Source organism: Methanosarcina sediminis, from assembly GCF_052056915.1.
Taxonomy (GTDB): Archaea; Halobacteriota; Methanosarcinia; order Methanosarcinales; family Methanosarcinaceae; genus MTP4.
Genome location: NZ_CP195119.1, coordinates 2,744,939 through 2,766,636, shown reverse-complemented (window position 1 = coordinate 2,766,636; position 21,698 = coordinate 2,744,939). Strand labels below are relative to the sequence as shown.

The window sequence follows — 21,698 nt, the reverse complement described above, 5'->3', positions numbered from 1 at the left end:
ATTAAAACGATTCATTAAAACGATTCATTAAAGCCTGACCCCGGTTTTCTTGAATTCCCGGTCGCTGAAAAGCAGGGTATAATCTTTTATGCCTGTAGCTTCGGAAATCCTGGCAGCCACTTTTTCACAGTCATCGGGAGTGTAAGAGTGAACCATAGTGAATAAGTTATACGGCCAGTCCGGATACCTCGGGCGCTCATAGCAATGAGTCACCTCTGGGAATTCTGCCATAATTTGTCCCACTTCATCGATTCTCTCCTCAGGAACGTTCCAGACGCACATGGCATTGGCGGTGATCCCTATAGCCCTGTGCCCGATGGAAGCGGCAAAACGCCGGATTTTCCCTTCATTCCGGAGTTTTTTAAGCCGGTCCAACACTTCCTGCTCACTAATACCGAGTTTGGAAGCGAATCCATTGAAAGGGGAATGTGTTAGGGGGATTCCGTCCTGGATAAGTTTGAGCAGTTCTACATCCGTTTCATCCATTTTTCTCACCTGATATCTAATTTTAGTATGATATCAAATTTACCTGATATCAAACCTTACCCTGATCTTGAAAAGGCGCTTTGTGGGCAGGTCAAGCAGGGGACATCCGGTTTTCTCCCTTATTTCCGTAATGATTTTCTCAAGCCTTTCCTTCCTCCGGGCCGAAAGCGTGAACCAGAGGTTGTACTTTGCAGCACTACGCAGGTAGTTGTGAGAGACTTCAGGGTACTCATTTATGAAATTCGCAACTTCTTCGATCCGAGCTTCAGGGACCTTAAGAGCTACAAGGGTGCTTACACCACCCATGTTTTTGGTACTCAGTATGGGACCTATGCGCCTCATTGCCCCCTGCCTCTTAAGCTTTTGCAGCCTTTCCAGCACCTCGGTTTCCGGGATCTCAAGGATTTCCCCGATTTTTTTGAAGGGCTCAAGCTCCAGGGGGACTTCGTGCTGGACCAGATTCAGGATTTTCTTGTCGGTATCGTCAAGTTCGAGAACAGGGTCTTTCCCCTTGAAAGGCTGCATATGAGAAGTAAGATCCGATTCCACTTTCATAAGCGGATTTTTGCCATTTTCAAATTCAATCATCCTGATCACGTATCATTTTTCCGGGGCCTGTAGATGCAGTAAGGCTCCTCTTCAAGGTAATCGCCGGTTGCGGCATATGCCCTTGCCCTGCAGCCTCCGCAGACTTTTTTGTATTCACATTCCCCGCACTTGCCCTTAAGCTCGTCGGGATCCCTTAGCTTTTTGAATACTTCGGCATCTTCCCAGATTTCCCTGAAAGGCTGTTCCTTAATATTCCCGGCAAGAACAGGCAGGTACCCGCAGGGATAGACCTCTCCTACACTTGACACAAAACAAAAGCCTGTGCCGCCGAGACAGCCCTTTGTCATGGCCTCGTAACCGTGGGTCTTCACTGAAATCTCGATGCCCTCTTTTTTCGCCCGCTGGCGCATGATCCTGAAATAATGGGGTGCGCAGGTTGCTTTCAGCTGGATTTCCGCCTCTTTTTGCATATCATAGAACCAGTTCAGGACACGTTCGTATTCCACAGGGGACACCTCGTCTGAATCGCTGCCCCGGCCGGTCGGCACAAGGAAAAAGACGTGATATGCCGCAGCCCCAAGCTCTTTTGCAAGCTCGTAGGTATCCGGGACCTCTTCGAGGTTACGCTTTGAAACCGTCGTGTTGATCTGGAAAGGAAGGCCTCCCTCCCTGAGAATGGCTATACCTGCAAGAGCCCTGTCAAAAGCTCCGGGCACGCCCCTGAACTCGTCATGGGTCTTTGCATTCGCCCCGTCAAGGCTGATGCTGACCCTCTGGACTCCAGCTTCTTTTAATTTATCCACGATTTCCGGAGTGAGAAGTGTGCCGTTTGTGGCAAGCACCACCCGGAAACCCGAATCCGTCCCGTAGCGGGCAATTTCAAAAACGTCCGGCCTCGTAAGAGGCTCCCCCCCGCTCAAGATCAGGATGGGTTTTCCGAATTCCGCCACCTCATCAATGAAGTGCTTTGCTTCCTCGGTTGTGAGTTCGCCTGCGGGAACTTCGGAGGTTGAAGAGCCACGGCAGTGCACACAGCTCAGGTTGCAGCCCGCCGTAAGTTCCCATGCAATAAGCCTTGGTGCTTTCATCATGGTAATCATAAGTTTTAGAAATTGAAACTTTGAATCTGAATAAAATATAGGGTAACTGAAAGGTATACCTGAGAGGTCATATTAATATCCTGCCATTTCAGGTGAAAACCAGCAAAAAATCATTAGAATATTTACTTTTAAATAATACAGAAACAGGTCCTATTAATATTCTTTCATTTCATATAATTTATGAACCAGGAATTCCCGGGAAACAAAAGAAAGACAAATGGGCAAAAGAGAGGGAAGAAGAGGGGAAAGAAGAGGGGGAAGAAGAGGGGGAAGAAGAGGGGGAAGAAGAGGGGGAAGAAGAGGGGGAAGAAGAGGGGGAAGAAGAGGGGGAAGAAGAGGGGGAAGAAGAGGGGGAAGAAGAGGGGGAAGAAGAGGGGGAAGAAAAAGGGATAAAAAATCCGCAGGAAAATAAAAAATCCAGAGGACCCAGGAAAGAACCCGGGTAAAAAAACGAACCAGAAAAGGGAAAAATTACTCAAGCAACGTCCTGGGATTGATAAAGCCGCTCCGGAGCATGTGGTCGGCAAGCACCAGGGCAACCATGGCTTCTCCCACAGGCACCATGCGCGGGGGGATGGTGGGGTCGTGTCGTCCTTTGATTACGATTTCCGTATCATCTCCGGTTTCGAGGTCCACGGTCTGCTGGGGTTTCCCGATGGAGGGGGTTGGCTTTACGGCAGCCCGGCAGACTATATCCAGGCCCGTGGAAATTCCTCCAAGTATCCCGCCTGCGTTATTGCTCCTGCAGGTAACTTTTCCTTCCTGCATGCAGAAGGGATCGTTCATCTCACTGCCCCGCAAACGCGCAGCCTCAAACCCGGCCCCGAGTTCAAAGCCCTTGACTGCAGGAATGCTCATAAGCGCTTTTGCAAGATCGGCATCGAGCCTGTCAAAGACCGGTTCTCCCAGACCTGCAGGCACGCCCCTTACGACAAGCTCGACGATACCCCCAATGCTGTCGTTTCCCTCCTTTGCGCTTTTAGCGGTTTCAAGCATCTTTTCCGCGGCTTCAAGGTCGGCACAGCGTACAGGCGTCTTTTCTACGTTTTCGACAATTTCTTCAAAGGAAAGAGCTTTAGCCCGGACTCCCCCGAGTTCCAGCACGTGCCCTGCAACCCGGATTCCGAAACGGGCAAGGAGGAGTTTGGCAAGGGCTCCACCTGCAACCCTGCCGATGGTCTCCCGGGCAGAAGACCTGCCTCCTCCACGGTAGTCCCTGATTCCGTAGCGAGCCATGTAAGAAAAATCGGCATGCCCGGGCCGGGGGGTATTTTTGATAGCATCGTAAGCCGAAGAGCGGGCGTCCGCATTCCAGACCAGCATGGAAATAGGAGTACCGGTACTCATACCTTCGAAAATCCCGGAAAGGACCTCCACTTTATCCTGTTCTTTGCGCGGGGTAGAAAGTTCACTCTGTCCCGGGCGCCTCCTGTCCAGTTCCTTCTGGATGTCAGCTTTGGAGAAGGGAAGCCCTGCAGGCACCCCGTCCACCACGACGCCCACTGCCCTGCCGTGGGATTCACCCCAGGTAGTAATTCGAAACATCTGCCCGAAAACGTTTCCTGCCATGCATCTTAACTGGTTTTTTTGCTATTTGATTCTTGGGGTAAGGGGATAGCAGGCTCTATATGCACAACCACGTCGGAAACCCCTTCGTATTCAGCCTTCAAAAGCTTGCTTACGCTGTGGGAAATCAGGTGAGCTTCCTCGATAGGCATGTCGGGCCGGACAAGCAGGTGCATGTCAATCCGGATGTCCCCCATGCTCCCGCGAGTACGGATCTTATGGCAATCGAGCACCCCTTCAACCCCCATTACAACATCACATATCTCGTCCTCATCGAGCTGGGACATATCAAGAAGGGTAGCCGAACTCTGCTTGATAATTCTAAACCCTGCGCGGAGGATGAGGAAAGATATTACAAGGGCTATTAACGGGTCGAGAAGAGGGTAGCCGAACTTTACGGCGACAAGGCCCACAATCACCGAAAGAGAGACGTAGATATCACTTTTCGTATGCATGGAGTCTGCGATAAGGACCTGGCTTTGCAGGGAAACCCCCTCCCTGTGCTCGTAGCGCGTGACCAGGTAATTTATGCCCATGGTCCCCAGCATCACAAGGAAACTGACTGAAGTGACACCGGGCACATCCCGGGAAAAAAAACGGCCAAGAGAGGCCTGAAAAATCTCAAAAGCCACATAAATCAGGAGAATGGCGATAAAAACCGAAGCAAGAGTCTCGTACTTCTGATGCCCGTAAGGATGGTCCTTGTCCGGAGGACGGGACGCAATGTAGATACCAGCCAACCCTACGATGTTGGAGATTCCGTCAAAGAGCGAATGGTAGCCGTCTGCAGTCATGCTCAGGGTGTTGGAAAAGGTCCCGTAGGCAATTTTAGCAAAAGCTACGGCAAGGTTCAGGAAGAGGACGTAAAGAAGGACCTGCTGAATTTTTTTGAACCTGCGCATCATAATTGAAAATCTCCTAAGGACGAAAATGCCTGTGTTCGGAATAGGAGCTGGAAAAAATCCCGCAGGCGATTTTAGCAAAAGCTACGGCAATCCTTTACTAAACTATTATACCTGCAATTATAAAAAGAAAAAGTAGAACAAAAGGATTTGAAAAGAAATTTGAAGAAAGGAGTTTAAAAGTTTAACACTCCTTACCTGCCCACAGCATGTAGGCATCTACTATTTCCTGTCCTTCCAGGAAAACGAGACCGTGTTTTTGCCCGTACTCTTTTGCGTCCTCTTTTGAAAGGGCCTTTCCGTTAAAATCATCCAGCATTTCACAGACGACCATGACGGGGTTAATCCCTGCAATCCGGGCAAGGGCAACGGAAAGTTCGGTCTGGCCCCTTCTTTCTTCCAGCAACCCTTCGGCAGCCCTGAGGAGCGCAACATGTCCGGGAGTGCGGAATTCGTTTCCGAAACGCACTTCATTTCCCGAAAGGGCACTTTCAGCAACTTCCCCGATCTTCCGAATGGTGTGAGCCCGTTCATTATCAGGGATTCCTGTCCTGGTTTCCCTGTGATTAACCCAGATGGAAAAAGATGAATGGGAATCGTACTGGAGGTCTCCTTCCTTTTCCACAACTTCTCCGAGTTCCCCGTTGAATTTCCCGGCGTCCCGGACAAGGTCTGCCATGAAGGGAAGCCTCAACTGCCTTGAAGCCACAGGGTCCACAGCCACACAGATCAGGCCCCCGGCATCTTTACGCATCCACTGGACGTCCCTGTAGCTAACTGCCCCTGCGGGAATTACGAAATCGGTCTCCCCTTCCCGGGAATCCGAGTCATAGATCAAAAACATTTTTCCGGCCCTGATAGCTTCCAGAGCCCTGTTAATATTATCATTCTCATATTGCAGGCAGTCGTAGATTGCAGTTTCAGTCATTTTCGGCCCTCCATACCCTGTTTTTCAAGTCCCTGTTTTTCAATTTTTATCTTAACGTGGTCTCCGTCTTTCAGGTCCAGGGCGTCCCTGAGTTTTACCGGAGCAATGACTTCAATTAAATCATTCGGATAGTGAGTCCTCTCCGGGACGACCACTACAGCCTCTTCCCCGTCGATCTTCACAGGATAACATTTTCCTCCTCCGTAAGTCCGCTCCCCATCACTGAAACCGTGGATGTGAAGAGCAGGCAACTCGCCAAGCCGGTCCCTGTCCTCCGAACTGTCCTCGGAAAGCTGCACATTCAGGGTTCCGGGGAAAGGCACAAAATGCAACTGTTCCTCGAACTGTTTCCTGTATCCGGGGATGTTGATATAATATTGTCCTTCACCCAGGCCCGTGAGCACGTTACCCTCAAGTTCGAAAGCGTCATTTTCAGGGGAAAAGATCTGCCTGTATTCAGAGTATTCATTTTTAAGGATTTCAATCCCTTTTTCTGTCATTTTTATCAACTGACCACCGGGAACAATCGTTCTTTCGATCAGCCGCTCTTCTTCCAGTTGTTTTAATTTCCTTGCCGCTGTCTTGGAGCTGGTTCCCACATATCTTTGGAACTCACTTGAAGAGATCTTTATAGTTTTATTCGTTGCCCCCATGAGGGCAAGCTTCTTCAGGTATTCGATGTCCGGCACTATCGGCACCCTTTTTACCTTAATTTTGAGATGCGTCTCAATAATGAGATGTGGAACTACGCACTCCCCTATAATAAAACTTTTGATAATACCCACCAATAGAAGGTAAAAGGATAATTGTTTCCGAGTAGCATATAAAAATTTTTACGTTTTTTTTAAATAGTTGTATATTCGTTAGAAGTATTAATTTGACATGACACAGGAAACCATAATTGAATGCCCTTCGTGCTCCCCCGAAGAAAAGGTTCCGCACGAGATCCGAAATTAGGAAAAAACTCTAGTCCTCTGCCGGAAATGCGGGTTGGTGTATGTCTCACAGAAAATAGAAACCCCGGAAAAAACCATTATACAAATTATTTTCCCCGAAATCCCTATTCTCTGATCCTTTTTTTTGGAATCCCTGTCCCCCAAATTCCTGTTGCCGAAAACCTCCCAAAAAAACGCCACCAGAGGAGTTAAATATTTAGCGTTTTGAATGCAAGTACTGATTTGAACATGACAAGAGAAATAGTAGTTGAATGTCCCTCATGCTCCCCTAAAGAAGAGGTCTCGCATGAGGTTTTGAAAGAGGGCCAGAGCCCGGTAGTACGCTGTCTGGAATGTGGGCAGGTACATTCAGCAAAGCTTGAAAAACGAAAAATAGCAAACGTAAAGGCCATCGTCAGCAGGAAGGACAAATCCGTCACCTGCAGAACAGAGTTGGACTCCGAAACCGTCCTCTACGTGGATGACGAAATAGTTGTCGATGACGAGGAAACAGGCATGGTATGCCCTATCCTTATAACCTCCATAGAAGTGGGGGAAAAGCGCGTGGACTCAGCCAGGGCAGAAGAAATCAATACGATCTGGGGAAGAGCCATCGATGAAGTAACAATAAAGTTTTCCGTGCAGTCAGGAATCGAAAAGACCGAAGCCCTGGAAAAAGTAGTCCAGGGAGACAAAGAATTCACTGTAGGGGAAGAAGAAAAGGTAGGAGATACCTGGGTCACCATCACCAAAATCAAGGTAAGAGACGGGGCTTTCAGGTCCAGAAAAGGAGATGTCATGGCCGCAAAATACGTAAAGCGCATTTTTGCAAGAAAGAGAGGAAACAGGGCATGGAAACGTGATAGCGGAAGAGGACCTTGGTAAAGAAAAAACTGAAGAAGAAAAGAGAGGGGAAGAGAAAACCGACGAAAAAGAGGAAGAAAAACTTAAAGCCAGACGTCGGACTCTTCTGGATGGGCTTGAAACCCTGGGAGTGGGAAAAGATGTCCTTGAAGCCATGCTTCGCGTCCCCAGGCACAGGTTTGTCCGGAAGGACATGAAAAAAGTAGCCTATATTGACACGCCTCTGGACATCGGCCTGGACCAGACAATCTCCGCCCCCCACATGGTGGCGGTCATGTGTGACCTCCTGAAACTTTCGGAAGGGCAGAAAGTCCTGGAAGTAGGGGCTGGGTCCGGGTACAACGCAGCAGTTATGGCCGAACTGGTGGGGAAAAACGGCCATGTGTACACCCTGGAACGCCTTGAAACGCTCGTTAATTATGCAAGGGAGAACCTCAAGAATACAGGTTATGAAAACGTTACGGTCCTCCATGAAGACGGGTCCACGGGCTGCCTCAAATACGCTCCTTACGACAGGATCTCCGTAACCTGCGCAGCCCCGGAAGTCCCAAAACCCCTTATCGAGCAGTTAAAACCCGGAGGGATAATGGTAATTCCCGTAGGGGATTACTTCCAGGAACTGATTCTGGTAAAAAAAGACAATAGAGGGAGGGTAACGAAAAAAACGAAAGGGGGAGTCGTTTTTGTGCCTCTGATAGGAAAATACGGTTTCAGGCATCGGTAAAAAGTAATCTGTAAAAGGCATATATCCGGAAAAACAATCTCAAAAATTAGCCTGGTAAAACCGAATAACATAAAAAGTTTGAAATACTATTGTAAAAATTACATCGTATTTAATAAATTTCTAAAAGATTTTAATAAGCTATTAATATGATCGAATCTATTAAAGTGATATGGACATGTACGAGGATTTTGAAGAAATTCGCGTAAAAGATGTCTATGTTATCGACGCATATTCAGACCCTACACCGGTCGTGCTCCTTGAAAACGAAAAGGGGAACATGCTCCCTATATACATCGGGCACCTTGAGGCGCTTTCCATCGGTAACGTCCTTAAAAGCGTTTCTCCACCTCGGCCCATGGCCCATGACCTAATGGTGAATGTTTTCGACCGTCTTGGAATTAAGATAGAAGCAGTAATGATTGACGATAAGGTCGATAAGGTCTACTATGCCCGCCTCCTGGTGAGAGAAGGGCACAATCTTATGCAATTTGATGCAAGGCCAAGCGACTGCATCGCCCTGGCGCTCCGGGTAGGAGCCCCTATAAGGATAAGGAGAAAAGTGCTGGAGAATTCCGAGATTGAAATGTCAAGGCTCGAAGGGGCTCGCGTAATGAACATATTCGTCTGAACTTGCCTGAATAATTTTTTATTCGGAGATTTTTTTTCAGGAAATTTCCTGTCCCGGGATTTTATTTTCCGAAAATCGGGGAAGGACCGTTTTTTGGAATAGGAGAGAGACCGCTTTTTGGGGACCGAACCAGAATTCATCATACAGGGTTTCTGCCGGAAAACTTTTTTAGTCCTTTTTGTAGGCGGAAGTAAGGTTCCGTCGATTTCAATAAGCTTTTAATAACAGTTGAATTCATTATCCCTTTAGATGCTCACCAAAAGAATCATACCATGCCTTGATGTGACCCTTGACAAAGCCGGCGGCTCGGTTGTCAAGGGTGTTGAATTCGTAGACCTGAAAGAGGCAGGTGACCCCGTGGAACTTGCAAAGCGCTATAACGAAGAGGGCGCTGACGAACTTGTATTCCTGGACATCACAGCTTCTGCCCACGGCAGGGGAACCATGCTCGATGTGATAGAAAGGACCGCAGACGAAGTTTTCATCCCCCTCACCGTTGGAGGAGGGATTGGGTCCATCGACGCCATCCGGCAGATCCTCCGGGCAGGGGCTGACAAGGTTTCGGTCAACACTTCCGCGGTCAAGAACCCGGAATTTATCAAAGAAGGTTCCGAGATATTCGGGGCCCAGTGTATTGTCACGGCCATTGACTGCAGGCGAAACACCGATGTGAAAAACAACCCTGGGAAAACCGTCCTGGAACTGGAAGACGGGACTCCTGCCTGGTATGAGGTTGTCATTTACGGCGGCAGGGAAGGCACCAAAATCGATGCAGTCCAGTGGGCAAAGCAGGCAGAAAAACTCGGCTCAGGAGAGATCCTGCTTACCAGCATGGACCGGGACGGGACCTACGCAGGGTATGACATCCCCATTACCCGCAAACTTTCCGAAGAACTTGACATCCCAATCATCGCCTCCGGCGGAGTAGGCAGCCCCCAGCACATCTACGACGGTTTTGCGGAAGGTAAAGCCGACGCCGCACTTGCAGCCAGTATCTTCCACTTCAGGGAACACTCGATTGGGGAAGTGAAAGAGTACCTTAAGGAAAGAAACGTCCCGGTCAGGCTCTAAGAATTAGCTCCCCCTGAGAATTAGCACCTTGACCTTTCAGGCTCCTGAAACCGGGCATTTAGACATCTCAAGCTCCGGGCCTTCCGGGTAGCACCTTAAAGATATGAGCCTGAGAGAAAATATAACCCTCAGAGCTTTGCTTTAGTTTCAGGGTTTCGAGGACAAGATAGTCAGGAAAAGAGGGAAAAAGAATGGAAATTGCCGAGTTTCAAAAACTGATGTACGAACTCTATGCCCATAACGATAGAAAGCGGGGAAACGCGGCCACTATGCTCTGGCTTGTAGAAGAAGTGGGGGAACTTGCCGAAGCAATCCGCCGTGAAGAGCCGGAGAACATAAAAGAAGAGCTAGCCGACTGTTTTGCCTGGATAGGGGCACTTGCCAACCTCTACGGTGTGGACCTGGAAGAAGCGTTTAAGGCAAAATACCCGGGCGTCTGTCCCACCTGCGGGCAAAAGCCCTGCATCTGCCCCGACTGAGTTAAAACTTTGTAGTTATAAGCAGAAACTTTTTTAAGCAGAAACTTTTTTAAGCAGAAACTTTTTTAAGCAGAAACTTTTTTAAGCAGAAACTTTTTTAAGCAGAAACTTTTTTAAGCAGAAACTTTTTTAAGCAGAAACTTTTTTAAGCAGAAACTTTTTTAAGCAGAAACTTTTTTAAGCAGAAACTTTTTTTGAGAGAATTTTAATTCTTTTTTTATATACGCCACCTTATATTTTCAGATACTTTTTTATTTCTTAGATTCAAATTACTATATGGGATTCTTAATTAGGAGTGATTCATACTCAGGGGATATTGAAGATGTCGCAATCAGAGACTACGGAATATTTTGAAGGCTTGCGCCTTAAAATCCTGAACAATACTGATGAAGAGATGGTCCTTCAAGCTCAAAAAATTGAGAAAGGTAAATATAAAAAAGGACACCAATCCCCGGAACAGATCGGGTCTTACGAGGAAAAGAGCTGTGAGCTGGTCGCTTGCGACGGAAGCTGTACCGGAGGAGCAGATATAGAAGGCTGGCTCCAATATAAAATAGGGTGCTCCGAGGGGCAATGCAAACTCCACTTCAAATACCTCGGAAAGATGGATAAGGTCAGCTACTCCTGCGAATGCCAAATGCATGAAGGCAAGATGCTCTGCGAAACAATGAAAGACAAGAAAAGTGATAGAACCGTCACCTGGATTATCGGGCCGAAAGAATAAGCGATAGAATTTAAGTTATCCAGGCAGAATGATAGCTGGTCTCTTGATCGGGAGGGGTTGAGTTTAACAACCTTCGTTAATTATTTTTTAGAATCATGGGACTTCTCCTTGCAGGAGCAGGTCCCTACCCGGATTTTTACCATTCCTGATTTATTTCCATCCAACTCTTCCTGAGTTACTCTCATCCAACGGTCCTACTTTTTCTCCACCCAACTCTTCCTGAGTTACTCTCATCCAACGACCTACTTTTTCTCCATCCAACCTTCCTGAGCTACCCCTATCCAACCCAGGAACATCCCGGGCTTTTGCCCCAAAGCTTAATAAAGAGCAGGTCCCGTTATCCAGCTAATGAAGCCTGCAAGACCGGAACTGCTGGCTCCGGCCGGCAGCATGGAAGCTCTCAGGGCAGCCGTGGAGAACGGAGCAGATGCGGTTTACCTTGGAGCCCACGCCTTCAGTGCAAGAGGGTATGCGGCTAATTTTTCGGATAAAGAGCTTGAGGAGGCAATAGACTACGCCCACCTCAGGGGAGTGAAGGTCTATGTTACGGTAAACACCCTGCTAAGGGACGGGGAAATGGAAGCCGCCCTGGACCTGCTCTGCCGCCTGAAAGAAATGGGCTCGGATGCCGTCCTTGTACAGGACATCGGCCTGCTCTCCCTTGGAAGGCAGTACGTGCCCGACCTTCCTCTACATGCGAGCACTCAAATGACCCTTCATAATAGCGAAGGGGCCCTTTTTACAAAGGAGCTTGGAATCGAAAGAGTTGTGTTATCCAGGGAATGTTCCCTTGAAGAAATCAAACGGATCGGCGAAACCAGCGGACTCGAAACCGAAGCCTTCATACACGGGGCTCTTTGCATCTCCTACTCCGGCCAGTGCCTCCTGAGCAGCATTATAGGGGGCAGGAGCGGAAACCGGGGCTACTGTGCCCAGCCCTGCCGGAAAGGGTACAGGCTTAAAAAAGACGGAAAAACAGTGAAAACCGAAGGCACGTATATTCTGAGCCCGAAAGACCTTAACAGTTCTCCCTGTATCCCCGCCCTTCTTAAAACAGGGATTTCTTCCTTAAAAATCGAAGGCAGGATGAAAAGGCCCGAGTACGTGGCGGGCGTTGTCGGGACTTACAGCCGCCTGCTTGACCGCTGTCTTGAGGACACAAAAAAGTGCTCCGTAAGCCGAAAGGAAGCAGAAACCCTGGAACAGCTTTTCAACCGGGGTTTTACGGAAGGATATTTCTTCAAAAACCCGCGTGGAGAACTGATGAGCAGGCTCAGGCCCTATAACCGGGGGGTCTTTGCGGGCACGGTAAAAAGCTACGACAGTAAATCAAGGCGGGTAACAGTAGAGCTTAAAGCTTCCCTTTCTGCCGGAGACGGGATCCTCTTTGCAGGAACCGATAGAGAAGGAAGGGAAGAAAAGGAGGAAGGCTGGGTCATCCGCCAGATGTACAGAGGGAATAAACCTGTAAAACAGGCAAACTCGGGAGATACCGTTGAAATTCCCTTCAATGTGGAAGTCCGGCCAGGAAACCCCGTGTACCGAACCCTTGACAAAGGGCTGATGGACACCCTTGAAAAAAGCTATACTTCGGAAACCTCCCTCCGAAAGATCCCTGTGCTCATGAAAGCCGGAGTTTGGGAGGGAAAGCCCCTCGAACTCACGCTATGGGATTCTGACTCGAACAGCGTGACCGTGAAATCGGAGTACGTGGTGGAAAAAGCCCTCCGGCAGCCCGGGGAAAAAGAACAGCTTGCCCGGCAGTTTTCCAAACTCGGGAACACCGGCTTCGAACCGGAAACCATTGATGTCGATGTACATGGAGAGGTCTTTGTCCCCGTAAAAGAGATTAACCAGCTCCGGAACCGGGCAGTCTCCGAACTCGAAAAACTCAGGATTGTCAGGGGAAAACGAAAACCCTGCCCCGAACCTGGAATAAAGCTCCCAAAACTTGCAGCCTGGCCACATCCGGAACAGCCCCTGCTAGCCGTATCCGTCTATTCCCCCGGAGAACTTGAAGAAGCAATTGACGGCGGGGCGGACCTGCTGTACTACGGGGAAGGGCTCTTTTGTTCAGGAAAAGGCAGGGAAAGGGACAAAGCCTTCCATTTTGAAGCAGATTATGAAAGAGCTGTCAGGATGGTCCGGGCTGCGGGCAGGAAGGTCTATTTCAAAACCCCGAGAATCGTGAAAGATCCCGAGATGCTGGCAGTAAGTGAAATTCTAGAGGCTGCAAAAGCCCTTGCTGCCGACGGCGTGCTCGTGTCAAACCTCGGGGTATTCAGGCTCGCAAAGGCGAGAGGGGTCCCCGTTATCCTGGACAGCCCCCTGAACGTGTTCAACAGCTATGCCCTGGACTTCTTCTGCAAAAAGGGAGCGGAAAGGGTGACGCTTTCCCCGGAACTCACCCTTGAAGAAATCGGACCCCTGGCAGCTGCAGGCCCTGCCGAAGCAATAGTTCACGGCCGCCTGGAACTTATGGAGTCCGAACACTGTGTGGTGGGCGGGCTGCTCGGAGGAAAGAAGGAGAGGTGCACAGCCCCCTGCAGAAACGGAAACTATGCCCTTGTAGACGAGAAAAACTATGAGTTTCCCCTGGTCATGGACCCGGCCTGCCGGATGCACCTCCTGAATTCAAAAGCCCTCTGCATGCTCGAATATGTCCCGAAACTCCTTGACGCGAGGGTCGCAAGCATCAGGATCGAGACCCTGGGGATGAGCAGGAAAGAGAAAGAAGAGCAGGGAATCAGAGAGCTTACCCGGATGTACAGGGCAGCAATTGACATTTACCTGGAGAAAGGAAAAACCGGGAACTGGACCTGCGATAAGCTGGGGAAAGGGTTTACCACGGGGCACTATTTCAGGGGAGTTAAGTAAATGAGGGGAGTTAAGTGAGTGGCAGGAAAATTAAGTGAGAACAAATTGGTGATGGACATGTCGGTTCGGGAAAAAGAAAAACAGGAAACCTTAGAAAGGGGAGCAAAGACAGAGCAGGAAAGTCAAGAGAAGGGAAACCCGAAAATATTCCTCTCGGGTTCGATCCGGGGAGGAAGGCAGCTTCTACCGGTGTACCGCCTGATTTACGAGACCCTTGAGGGAGCAGGAGCTGAGGTCGTAAGCTGGCACGTCGTTGACCCTGAGCTTGAAAAAGTAGAGTCGGCAATGACCGAAGAGGAAATTTATGCTCGGGACCTGGGCCTACTTGCAAAAAGTGACGCAATGCTTGCCGAAGTTACGGTCCCTTCCCTGGGAGTAGGCTACGAGATCTGCCGGGCGCTTGTCGGGAAAATCCCCGTACTCTGCCTGCACCGGCCTGATGCGGCAGTCTCTGCGATGCTGCTCGGAAACCCGGACCCTGGAATAAAGGTAAAGCCATATTCGGATGAGGGAGAACTTAAGGAAATTCTTGTGGAATTTCTGAGCTCATTTTGAACTGGAATTTCCCCGTATCCTGCAGGAAAAATGAGTAGATAAGCCTTCAGGCGAGTCCGGAAAAAATAGATTTCAAAAAAAACCGAACTCATTGATAATTATAAATAATTGGATACCCTAACTATAGCATATGGTAGTAGGAATTGCCGAAATATCAACTCTGATTATTGCAATTATAGTTGCCTACGTGCTTTATAAAATTCTTAAAACCGGAACCAAGCTGGCAATAAACGCAGTCCTTGGAATCCTGATCCTGATTGTAGCAAAGGTCATTCTCGGGCTTGAAATAGCAATTACCTGGATAGTAATCCTTATCTGCGCAATCGGAGGCGTTTTCGGGGCATTTCTCGTAATCCTGCTTAATTACCTGGGCATCGCCTTTGTATGAAAATTTTTACATTCAGCTTAAGATGGGGAAGTGCTTAAGCAATAAATTAAAGCAGGGAAGTGCTTAAGCAATAAAATTAAAACAGGGAAGCGGCTTAAACAGCAAAATCGGAGGGGATCAGTTTTTCCCGGAATTTTTCCGGAAAATACCCCGGACCATGTGCCGTCGGTAGACTTCTCCCCTGAAAATTTTCTCTTTTTTTACATCTTTAAGTTCGAGGATTTCAAACCCTTCGAAAAGCGACATTAACTCTTCCTTCGTAAAGTAATGATAGATGATCCCGTTCTGGCGGAGGAAGGTATTTTTCTCAGAATTTCCTTCACTGTTTTTCGCAGACTTTCCCCCACAGCGCATATCCTCGGTGCCGAAGGCTTCGAAAAAGACGATACCCCCATCCACGAGCACCCGCCGGAATTCCCGGACTGCAGCCTCTCTTTCCTCCCGGAAAAGGTGCTGGAGCACGCCGTAACAGAGGATGCCGTCAAAAGAAGCTTTTTTGAAAGGCAGGAGGTGGACACTTGCCCCCAGGTGGCCGGCGGTTTTCCCGCTCCTGGCAAGCTGCTCCCGGGACTTACCAAGAGCTATGAGGGAGACATCGACGCCTACGGCTGCATAGTGTCCGGCAAGTTCCCCGAGATACCTGCCGCCCCCCGACCCGGCATCAAGGACCCGGGCTCCTAGCGGGATACGAGCCAGCACATCCCTGATAGGAGCGGGCCCTCCCCATTTCAGGTGGGCGTACTCCTTATCCCAGGCAAGAAAATGCTCTTTAGCAGGGTTTTTTGATTCCGGCATACTCTCAAAGAATTAAGGCTGGTAGACGGCAGATTCCCTGAACCTTTCCACCAGGAACTCCTTTTCAAAGGAGGATAGGAACCAACCCGCCTTCGGGCCCGAGCCCTGCCCCAGAATGGCGGTGTAGATGGCTTTGAAAAGGTCTTTCGGGTTTACTTCGAGAGTTTCGGGCTCTGTGGCCAGGCTGGCTGCAATCCTGCCGTTGAGCTCTGACCCTGCGTCTTTTGCCGAGTAGACCAGCAAATGGTAGTCTTCCCCTGTAAGTTCCCCACTGGCTTCGATGATGTCTGCGAGGGCCCCGAGGAAGTTCTTCTGGAGCTCTGAGAGGGTGGCTACCTGTACGGGCACATTCTCTTTTACGCTGAACTTTGCAAAGGGGGGGGCATAGAGTTCAAGCCATTTCGAGACGTTCTCGGCTAGTTCCCTGATACACTTTTCGTTTTCCGTGTCAAAACCTGAACGTGCCACGATTTTCAGGATCTGCTCGAAATCGCCCCTGGCTACCTGGGAGATGGTCACCATCTGCTTGAATGGAATATCGGACTGGCAGATGCCGGTTGCCCTGGAGAGTTCGTAGATCCTCTTATCAAAGTCCCCGAGAGAGGGGTCCTCTTCCTGGAACTTTGTCCTGAGACGCTCGTACTCGTCCACCAGGGAAAGGAGAGGCTGCCCCGGGTCGAACTGTATATGCTTTTCGGGCTTGGTCCGGATAATCAGGTAGCGCAGGACTTCCGGGGGCACAACCTCAAGCATGTCGGAGATAGAGACCACAACCCCGGTGGAAGAGGACATGGCACCCTTTTTCCCGAGCATGATCCACTCATAGACAATGGGGCTTGGAGGCTGGTGGCCGTAGATCTCTTCTGCGATCCGCGTCCCGGTGTCGTAGGAGCCGCCTCTGGAGGCATGGTCCTTTCCGAAGGGTTCGATGGACACGCCCAGGATTCCCCAGCGGGCCGGCCAGTCCACACGCCAGGTAAGCTTGCCCCCTCCTTTCATGGAAACGGTCCCGGCGTGGCCGCAGGAACAGACATAGTCCACGGTCTCCGCGTCTGCGTCAAACCCGGTGACCTTTGTGGTGGTAAGCTTGCCGCACTCATTGCAGATCGGGTTAAAGGGGCTCCAGTCTTCGGCCACGGTCTTCCCCGAAACTTCCTCGAGGATCTTTGCAATCTCGTCCCGCTTCAAAAGCGCGGTTTTGATGGCTTCTATGTACAGTCCCGCCTTATACATCTCGTCAGCTTTGTAGACCTTCGGGTTGATACCCAGGCGGTGCAGGGCTTCAAGGAAGGGTTTAAGGAAATGCTCGGCATAGTTTGCGCATTCCCCGCAGGGACAGGGGACCTCAGAAAGGGGTTTTCCCACATGCTCGGCGTAGCTTTCAGGAAGGAAAGGATAGACTTTCCTCAGAGGGTCGTAAGTGTCGGCAATGTATATCAGTTCGGTTTCCGCACCCTTATCCATAAGAGCCCTGTAAGCGGCATCTGCCGTCACCACTTCCCTCATGTTCCCGATATGGATGTGTCCCGAGGGAGTGATCCCTGTGGCAACAAGGTGCTTGCTGCTCTTTTGTAACGTGTCTTCAGCTATGACGTCTGCCCAGTGAATGATGTCAGCCATTTTTTCACCAAAATTTCCGATACGATTGTTAGATACAGTGATTTTAGATGTGATTTTAGATACAGTGATATGATGATAATGAAGCAGGAAACCCGAATGAGAATGAAAAAAACTATTCTGTCCCTCAGGTTTCCAGTATCAGGATTACCATAAAGGGGAAGAGTATTCCAGTATTCCGGAATTCAGTATTCCATAAGGAATTCAAACTTTAAACATCCGGGTTCGGATTTGCTTTTATCGGCACGAAGGTCACCGGAATTCGTTTCACCATATTCCGGGTTAAACTCCGGAAGCCACTTTTTGTGAGTCTTATTGCGCATATCCCATTATAAACTTTGGGCTATACTCCGGGAATTGTAAGCCCTGCAGCCGGTTCACAAGAACAGGAAACACCGGGAAAGAAGCTTTGATACCGAAAAAATAGCAGCCTGGAAGGAGAGGCAGAGCTGGAAAGAAAAGTTGACTCCAAAAAAGGTGAATACAAAAATAAAAAATGGAGGTTTTGAGGCAAAATTGCCCCAGGAATCCGCACACATAGGGAGATTTAAATGGCACTTGAAATGGCAAATCAAGTAAATTTGTTTTCCCATTAATTACAAGTACCTACACATATATAAACGTTTCTGGGAAAACCGGAAACTGAAGAGATAGAGCTAACAGGGAAACAAACCTGGTAGAAAAAACTGATTTAAAACAAATAAAATGGAGATCAACTAAAAACAAATTGAATTAAAAGATATATTGAATAGAAAAGGAAATAGAATTAGAAAGGAAATCAACTAAAAAACCAAATCAAAAACCAAATCAAAAACCAAATCAAAAACCAACTAAAAAAACCAAATCAAAAACCAAATCAAAAACCAACTAAAAAAACCAAATCAAAAACATAAGGGAATTGTAAGAAAACTTCCAGAAAAAATAAAATGGAAAGGACGGCAGGTTTGATCCCCGGAACCCGGGTCCGGAAAGAGCTTTCAGGAGCAGTTTCCCGGGGATTTTGAAACATTTTGGTGGTCTGTTCGCTTTTTTTGCTTCCCTGCCGTATTTCCATCGGAGGAGGATTCAGGCCGGAGCCTGAACCCGGATACTTCACTTATGCGATCTGTTTTCTGAAGAGGTCGCAGGAGTTGATCTTGACGTCGAGCAGCTTCTCGATGTTCATCTTAGCTGCAAGGCCCTTGGCTGCGCCAGGCACAGAGGTGATAACACCTATGTCGAGTTCTTCACGAAGTTCCCTCATGACGTATTCATCGCTGAGGTCCATGGTGTCAACGCCGAGCTTCTTTGCGACGTATTCCTTGGCTTCTCCGATTCTCATGTTCTTTGAGAACTCCATCCTTGCGACAAGGTCCCCGGCTGCTCTGATTCCGGTCATACCGGAGGCCATGATGTGGGAAATCGGCATACCCATCGGGTCGCCGACTCCGATCTATATGCCGTCTACGCCGGCAATCTCGACCATTGCCTTGCTTGCCCTGGTCACAGCGTCGATTGGGGGAGTCTCAAGCATGGGGATTCCGCCTACGCCCATTCCCATGTCAACGTGGCAGGGGAGGTTGGAGGCTTCGACTGCTGCCTTCATGAAGGTAACAGATCTTGCAAGGTTCCAGGCGGAAGTCTTGCTGGTGTTGGTGTTGCAGACCGGCCCGAAGACGTTTGCGCCTGCCTTTTCAATCAATGGGGCCTGCTGGTGGGGCCAGAGACCTGCAAGGGTTGTGCCGTCGTACTTGAGTTCACCGTGCATCCCGAGCACACATTCCCCGGCCATACCGGCTTCGATGTACATGTTCGGGAATTCCTTCCTGAGCGCTTCGATTGCGTGGAGGGTCCCGTACATATCTGCATCCCCGGCTGCTCCGGTGGTGTCGAAGTTAATACCGTCTGCTCCAGAGGCGAAAAGCCTCTGCATGACCCACACAGTGTCCCTGGTGAGGTGTTCTGCGGCATGTTCCATGGAATCCCAGGCTTCCTGAATCTTGAAAGCCTTCATCAGGTCTCCGGGGTTTTCGAAGGGACCATCAGGAGTATAATACAGGCCCATGTTCGGCATTGCCCCGTAGAAGAGCGGCACGACCATGTTCTGCTGGCAGGTTTCCATGGTCTGGCATTCCTGAGAGATAACAGGCTTGACAGGCTTGTAACTGTAGTCGATGTGACCGAGTTCCATGGTGTCAGCGCCAAATGCTCTCTCGTGCATCATGCAGCCGACAAGGCGGCTGGAAGGGATACCTACACCGCTGTTACCCTGGTCCCCGTCAAGTCTGAGGGTTCCGATGTCGTGGGTAACCGGGACTTCCATGCCCTGTTCTACACTGACGGTCTTACCCGGCATCATCAGGATTTCTGCGAGCTTGTCGATTTCGTCACCGGAAAGAGTAGGAATTTCACCAAGGTCTGCGGCGTCAGCCGTACCTGCCTCAATTTCCTCTATGATCGTTTCTTTTGTCAGGAAGAGCTTCTTACCGTCTCCCATCCTCAAAGCATATTCTGTAGCCATTATTTTCACCTAATATTAAGTATTGTTGGATCTGGAAAGCTGTGTTGTGTGCTGAGAACTCAGAACCGGGACACGAAAGTCCTGGCCTGCCAGAGAGCAAACACTGCAAGAACCAAAATCAGGACCATCCACATGATGTCCCCGGCAGGTATGAAGGAGTTTGCCCAGTATGCGTTGTACGCTTCCATAGCAGCTGCGGTTTGTACCATTTTTGAACCTCCATTACACATATCTCAGACAGGCATCGGACCCTCTCACTTTCCCGAAGTCCGTGATTGCGTATTTGTGCAAAAGGAAGTCTTTTTTGTAGACACCTTTATCATCCACCTTCTGCTCCACGTCCTTGAGCATTCCGCCGGACGCCAGTTCAAGAATGTCGAAGTTGATGCTATCCCTCTGGAAATTTCCCTGCATATTATATTCTTCCTGGATCTTTGAGACAATCTCATAGTTCCAGTGTTCCTTATCATCCAGGAAAAGCTCCAGGATCCTGAATTTAATTGGACGGTTTCCCATTTCACTCACCTCTCAGAGTTTCAAGTTCACTTGTGTCTTCCGTAATCATAGCGAAACTACCAATAACACAGAGAGTACCTCCGACAAGGATAGTCCACTCCGGGACATCTCCGAAGAAGAGGAAGATGAAGATAATAGCAAACAGCCCATAGAGGTTTCCGATACCCTGGCCTCTTCCGACGCCAATAAGCGGGAAGGACTTATACCAGCATACATAACAGAAACCAAAGGTAATTCCTGCAAAGATAAGGACCAGCAGGGTCAGGGGTTCAAATGCCTGGAATGCAAAGGAATACATCGGAAAGCCGACAAATGCAAGCAGCGGGACGATAATAATCCACCAGATAATGTTTTCTCCAACGAATCTCAGGGTCAGCCCCACGTCAGGCTCGGAAATATCGAGACCCTTACCTGCGATTGCACCTTCAATACCCCAGCCGGCAGCAGCCATCAAACCTCCAAGATACCCGATCCACTGGACGTTACCTGAAGAAAGCTCATTAATAAGCCCGCCACCGAAGATCGTGATGCCTCCAAGGATGATGATTCCTATGCCCAGTGCAGCTCTTTTGGAGATCTTTTCCCCGTACCAGTAGTAAGCAAGAATCGAGCCCACCACAGGGTAGAGAAGAGCCGCAACAGCTGCGAATGCGCCACCGATGAAACCCATAGCAATAAACGAACCGAGAATTGCCATTGGCCCACCGAAAATCGAGGCAAGGAAGAACCACTTGGAACACGGATGGAATTCCTTCATGGTCCGGACCAGTTCCCCGTATTTTCCGAGTACACCGTTCCAGAGCATAAGCGCCAGCATAACCGTAAGCGCATTAAAGGCGGTAATTAACACCGCAGTTATGATAAGGGAAGTTCCGTCCCCGCTTGTTTCGGCAATAGCCCCGTACATTGCATCGAACGGGTTCAGTACCCACACAACAGTTCCGGGAAGATACCAGATACCCCAGAACACAGCACAGAAAAGGGCCCACATGTACCCTTTACTGATTTTTCTTTTACTTTCCTGTTTTTTTAAAGCTTTCAAATCCACGAAAACTCCCTCCAGTTTTCAGAATGACTGCGGAAACTCCCTCACGGCAGGATTCCGAACCTGCCAAATTCCCACAGTCTAAAATGCAGCCTGCGGACCTTTCCGATGGGCATTGTATATCCAGGAATTACTCATTATCCGGGAATAATTCATGATTCATCAAGTTGCAACTTTCAGTTTGCCATTTTTCAATTGCAATTTTTAGTTTACCGTTTTTCAATTGCAATTTTTAGTTTACCGTTTTTCAATTGCAATTTTTAGTTTACCGTTTTTCAATTGCAATTTTTAGTTTGCCATTTTTCAATTGCAATTTTCAGTTTGCCATTTTTCAATTGCAATTTTCAGTTTGCCGTTTTTCAATTGCAATTTTCAGTTTGCCGTTTTTCAATTGCAACTTTCAGTTTGCCATTTTTCAATTGCAATTTTCAGTTTGCCATTTTTCAATT

The 21,698-nt window shown here is 48.9% G+C and carries 22 protein-coding genes and 1 pseudogene; 10 read left to right on the top strand and 13 right to left on the bottom strand.

Annotated elements, in window-relative coordinates; genetic code table 11:
- Positions 1–27: 27 nt before the first annotated feature.
- Genes ahbB through ahbD form a run of 3 tightly spaced genes read right to left on the bottom strand, consistent with a single transcriptional unit; the run spans position 28 to position 2,135 of the window.
- A complete protein-coding gene (ahbB, locus tag ACSAZK_RS11965; RefSeq protein ID WP_440954351.1) occupies positions 28–486 on the bottom strand; it encodes a siroheme decarboxylase subunit beta in 459 nt (152 codons plus the stop codon).
- A 39-nt stretch (positions 487–525) separates the two neighbouring features.
- A complete protein-coding gene (ahbA, locus tag ACSAZK_RS11960; protein ID WP_440954350.1) occupies positions 526–1,074 on the bottom strand; it encodes a siroheme decarboxylase subunit alpha in 549 nt (182 codons plus the stop codon).
- A 5-nt stretch (positions 1,075–1,079) separates the two neighbouring features.
- Positions 1,080–2,135 carry a heme b synthase gene (ahbD, locus tag ACSAZK_RS11955; protein ID WP_440954349.1) on the bottom strand — a complete coding sequence of 352 codons (1,056 nt, stop codon included), beginning with the start codon at positions 2,133–2,135 and terminating at the stop codon, positions 1,080–1,082.
- 180 nt (positions 2,136–2,315) lie between these two features.
- Here ahbD and ACSAZK_RS11950 point away from each other — a divergent pair, with 180 nt between their 5' ends.
- Complete coding sequence (locus tag ACSAZK_RS11950; protein ID WP_440954348.1) at positions 2,316–2,528, top strand: hypothetical protein; 213 nt, start codon at positions 2,316–2,318, stop codon at positions 2,526–2,528.
- A 78-nt stretch (positions 2,529–2,606) separates the two neighbouring features.
- On the opposite strand, the gene aroC is transcribed toward ACSAZK_RS11950, so the two are convergent.
- The 4 genes from aroC to ACSAZK_RS11930 form a co-directional block, all read right to left on the bottom strand.
- Entirely contained in the window at positions 2,607–3,704 is a 1,098-nt protein-coding gene (gene aroC / locus ACSAZK_RS11945; RefSeq protein ID WP_440954347.1) for a chorismate synthase, read from the bottom strand.
- Positions 3,705–3,709: 5 nt separating this feature from the next.
- A complete protein-coding gene (locus ACSAZK_RS11940) occupies positions 3,710–4,606 on the bottom strand; it encodes a cation diffusion facilitator family transporter (RefSeq protein WP_440954346.1) in 897 nt (298 codons plus the stop codon).
- A gap of 181 nt (positions 4,607–4,787) precedes the next feature.
- Positions 4,788–5,531 (bottom strand): 3,4-dihydroxy-2-butanone-4-phosphate synthase, encoded by a 744-nt coding sequence (gene ribB / locus ACSAZK_RS11935; RefSeq protein WP_440954345.1) that lies wholly within the window; start codon positions 5,529–5,531, stop codon positions 4,788–4,790.
- Positions 5,528–6,220 (bottom strand): winged helix-turn-helix domain-containing protein/riboflavin kinase, encoded by a 693-nt coding sequence (locus ACSAZK_RS11930; protein WP_440957011.1) that lies wholly within the window; start codon positions 6,218–6,220, stop codon positions 5,528–5,530. The genes ribB and ACSAZK_RS11930 overlap by 4 nt, the downstream gene beginning before the upstream one ends.
- A gap of 495 nt (positions 6,221–6,715) precedes the next feature.
- On the opposite strand from ACSAZK_RS11930, the gene ACSAZK_RS11925 reads away from it, so the two are divergent.
- From ACSAZK_RS11925 to ACSAZK_RS11885, 9 genes are all read left to right on the top strand, one after another.
- On the top strand, positions 6,716–7,351 hold the full coding sequence (locus ACSAZK_RS11925; protein ID WP_440954344.1) for an HVO_0476 family zinc finger protein: 636 nt from the start codon (positions 6,716–6,718) through the stop codon (positions 7,349–7,351).
- Positions 7,293–8,054 carry a protein-L-isoaspartate O-methyltransferase gene (locus ACSAZK_RS11920; RefSeq protein WP_440954343.1) on the top strand — a complete coding sequence of 254 codons (762 nt, stop codon included), beginning with the start codon at positions 7,293–7,295 and terminating at the stop codon, positions 8,052–8,054. Before ACSAZK_RS11925 ends, ACSAZK_RS11920 begins: the two co-directional genes overlap by 59 nt.
- 169 nt (positions 8,055–8,223) lie before the next feature.
- The gene (locus ACSAZK_RS11915) at positions 8,224–8,682 is read left to right on the top strand and encodes a bifunctional nuclease family protein (RefSeq protein ID WP_440954342.1); all 459 of its coding nucleotides are present in this window, start codon (positions 8,224–8,226) and stop codon (positions 8,680–8,682) included.
- A 249-nt stretch (positions 8,683–8,931) separates the two neighbouring features.
- On the top strand, positions 8,932–9,753 hold the full coding sequence (hisF, locus tag ACSAZK_RS11910) for an imidazole glycerol phosphate synthase subunit HisF (RefSeq protein ID WP_440954341.1): 822 nt from the start codon (positions 8,932–8,934) through the stop codon (positions 9,751–9,753).
- Between the two features lie 191 nt (positions 9,754–9,944).
- Entirely contained in the window at positions 9,945–10,232 is a 288-nt protein-coding gene (locus ACSAZK_RS11905; protein ID WP_440954340.1) for a MazG nucleotide pyrophosphohydrolase domain-containing protein, read from the top strand.
- 322 nt (positions 10,233–10,554) lie between these two features.
- Complete coding sequence (locus ACSAZK_RS11900) at positions 10,555–10,956, top strand: hypothetical protein (RefSeq protein WP_440954339.1); 402 nt, start codon at positions 10,555–10,557, stop codon at positions 10,954–10,956.
- 348 nt (positions 10,957–11,304) lie between these two features.
- Positions 11,305–13,833 carry a DUF3656 domain-containing U32 family peptidase gene (locus tag ACSAZK_RS11895; RefSeq protein WP_440954338.1) on the top strand — a complete coding sequence of 843 codons (2,529 nt, stop codon included), beginning with the start codon at positions 11,305–11,307 and terminating at the stop codon, positions 13,831–13,833.
- Positions 13,834–13,890: 57 nt separating this feature from the next.
- Positions 13,891–14,388 (top strand): nucleoside 2-deoxyribosyltransferase, encoded by a 498-nt coding sequence (locus ACSAZK_RS11890; protein WP_440957010.1) that lies wholly within the window; start codon positions 13,891–13,893, stop codon positions 14,386–14,388.
- A 130-nt stretch (positions 14,389–14,518) separates the two neighbouring features.
- Entirely contained in the window at positions 14,519–14,776 is a 258-nt protein-coding gene (locus ACSAZK_RS11885) for a pro-sigmaK processing inhibitor BofA family protein (RefSeq protein ID WP_440954337.1), read from the top strand.
- Positions 14,777–14,893: 117 nt separating this feature from the next.
- Here ACSAZK_RS11885 and ACSAZK_RS11880 read toward each other — a convergent pair whose 3' ends face one another.
- The 6 genes and pseudogenes from ACSAZK_RS11880 to ACSAZK_RS11855 all read right to left on the bottom strand — a co-directional run bounded on the left by ACSAZK_RS11880 (position 14,894) and on the right by ACSAZK_RS11855 (position 21,252).
- The gene (locus ACSAZK_RS11880) at positions 14,894–15,571 is read right to left on the bottom strand and encodes a class I SAM-dependent methyltransferase (RefSeq protein WP_440954336.1); all 678 of its coding nucleotides are present in this window, start codon (positions 15,569–15,571) and stop codon (positions 14,894–14,896) included.
- A gap of 12 nt (positions 15,572–15,583) precedes the next feature.
- A complete protein-coding gene (gene lysS / locus ACSAZK_RS11875) occupies positions 15,584–17,191 on the bottom strand; it encodes a lysine--tRNA ligase (RefSeq protein ID WP_440954335.1) in 1,608 nt (535 codons plus the stop codon).
- A gap of 1,093 nt (positions 17,192–18,284) precedes the next feature.
- Positions 18,285–19,688, bottom strand: a pseudogene (mtbB, locus tag ACSAZK_RS11870) ([dimethylamine--corrinoid protein] Co-methyltransferase).
- Between the two features lie 59 nt (positions 19,689–19,747).
- Positions 19,748–19,897, bottom strand: coding sequence for a hypothetical protein (locus ACSAZK_RS11865; protein ID WP_197076103.1), 150 nt, complete (start codon positions 19,895–19,897; stop codon positions 19,748–19,750).
- Positions 19,898–19,910: 13 nt separating this feature from the next.
- Positions 19,911–20,204, bottom strand: coding sequence for a hypothetical protein (locus tag ACSAZK_RS11860; protein ID WP_440954334.1), 294 nt, complete (start codon positions 20,202–20,204; stop codon positions 19,911–19,913).
- A 1-nt stretch (position 20,205) separates the two neighbouring features.
- Entirely contained in the window at positions 20,206–21,252 is a 1,047-nt protein-coding gene (locus ACSAZK_RS11855) for an EamA family transporter (RefSeq protein WP_440954333.1), read from the bottom strand.
- Positions 21,253–21,698: the final 446 nt, after the last annotated feature.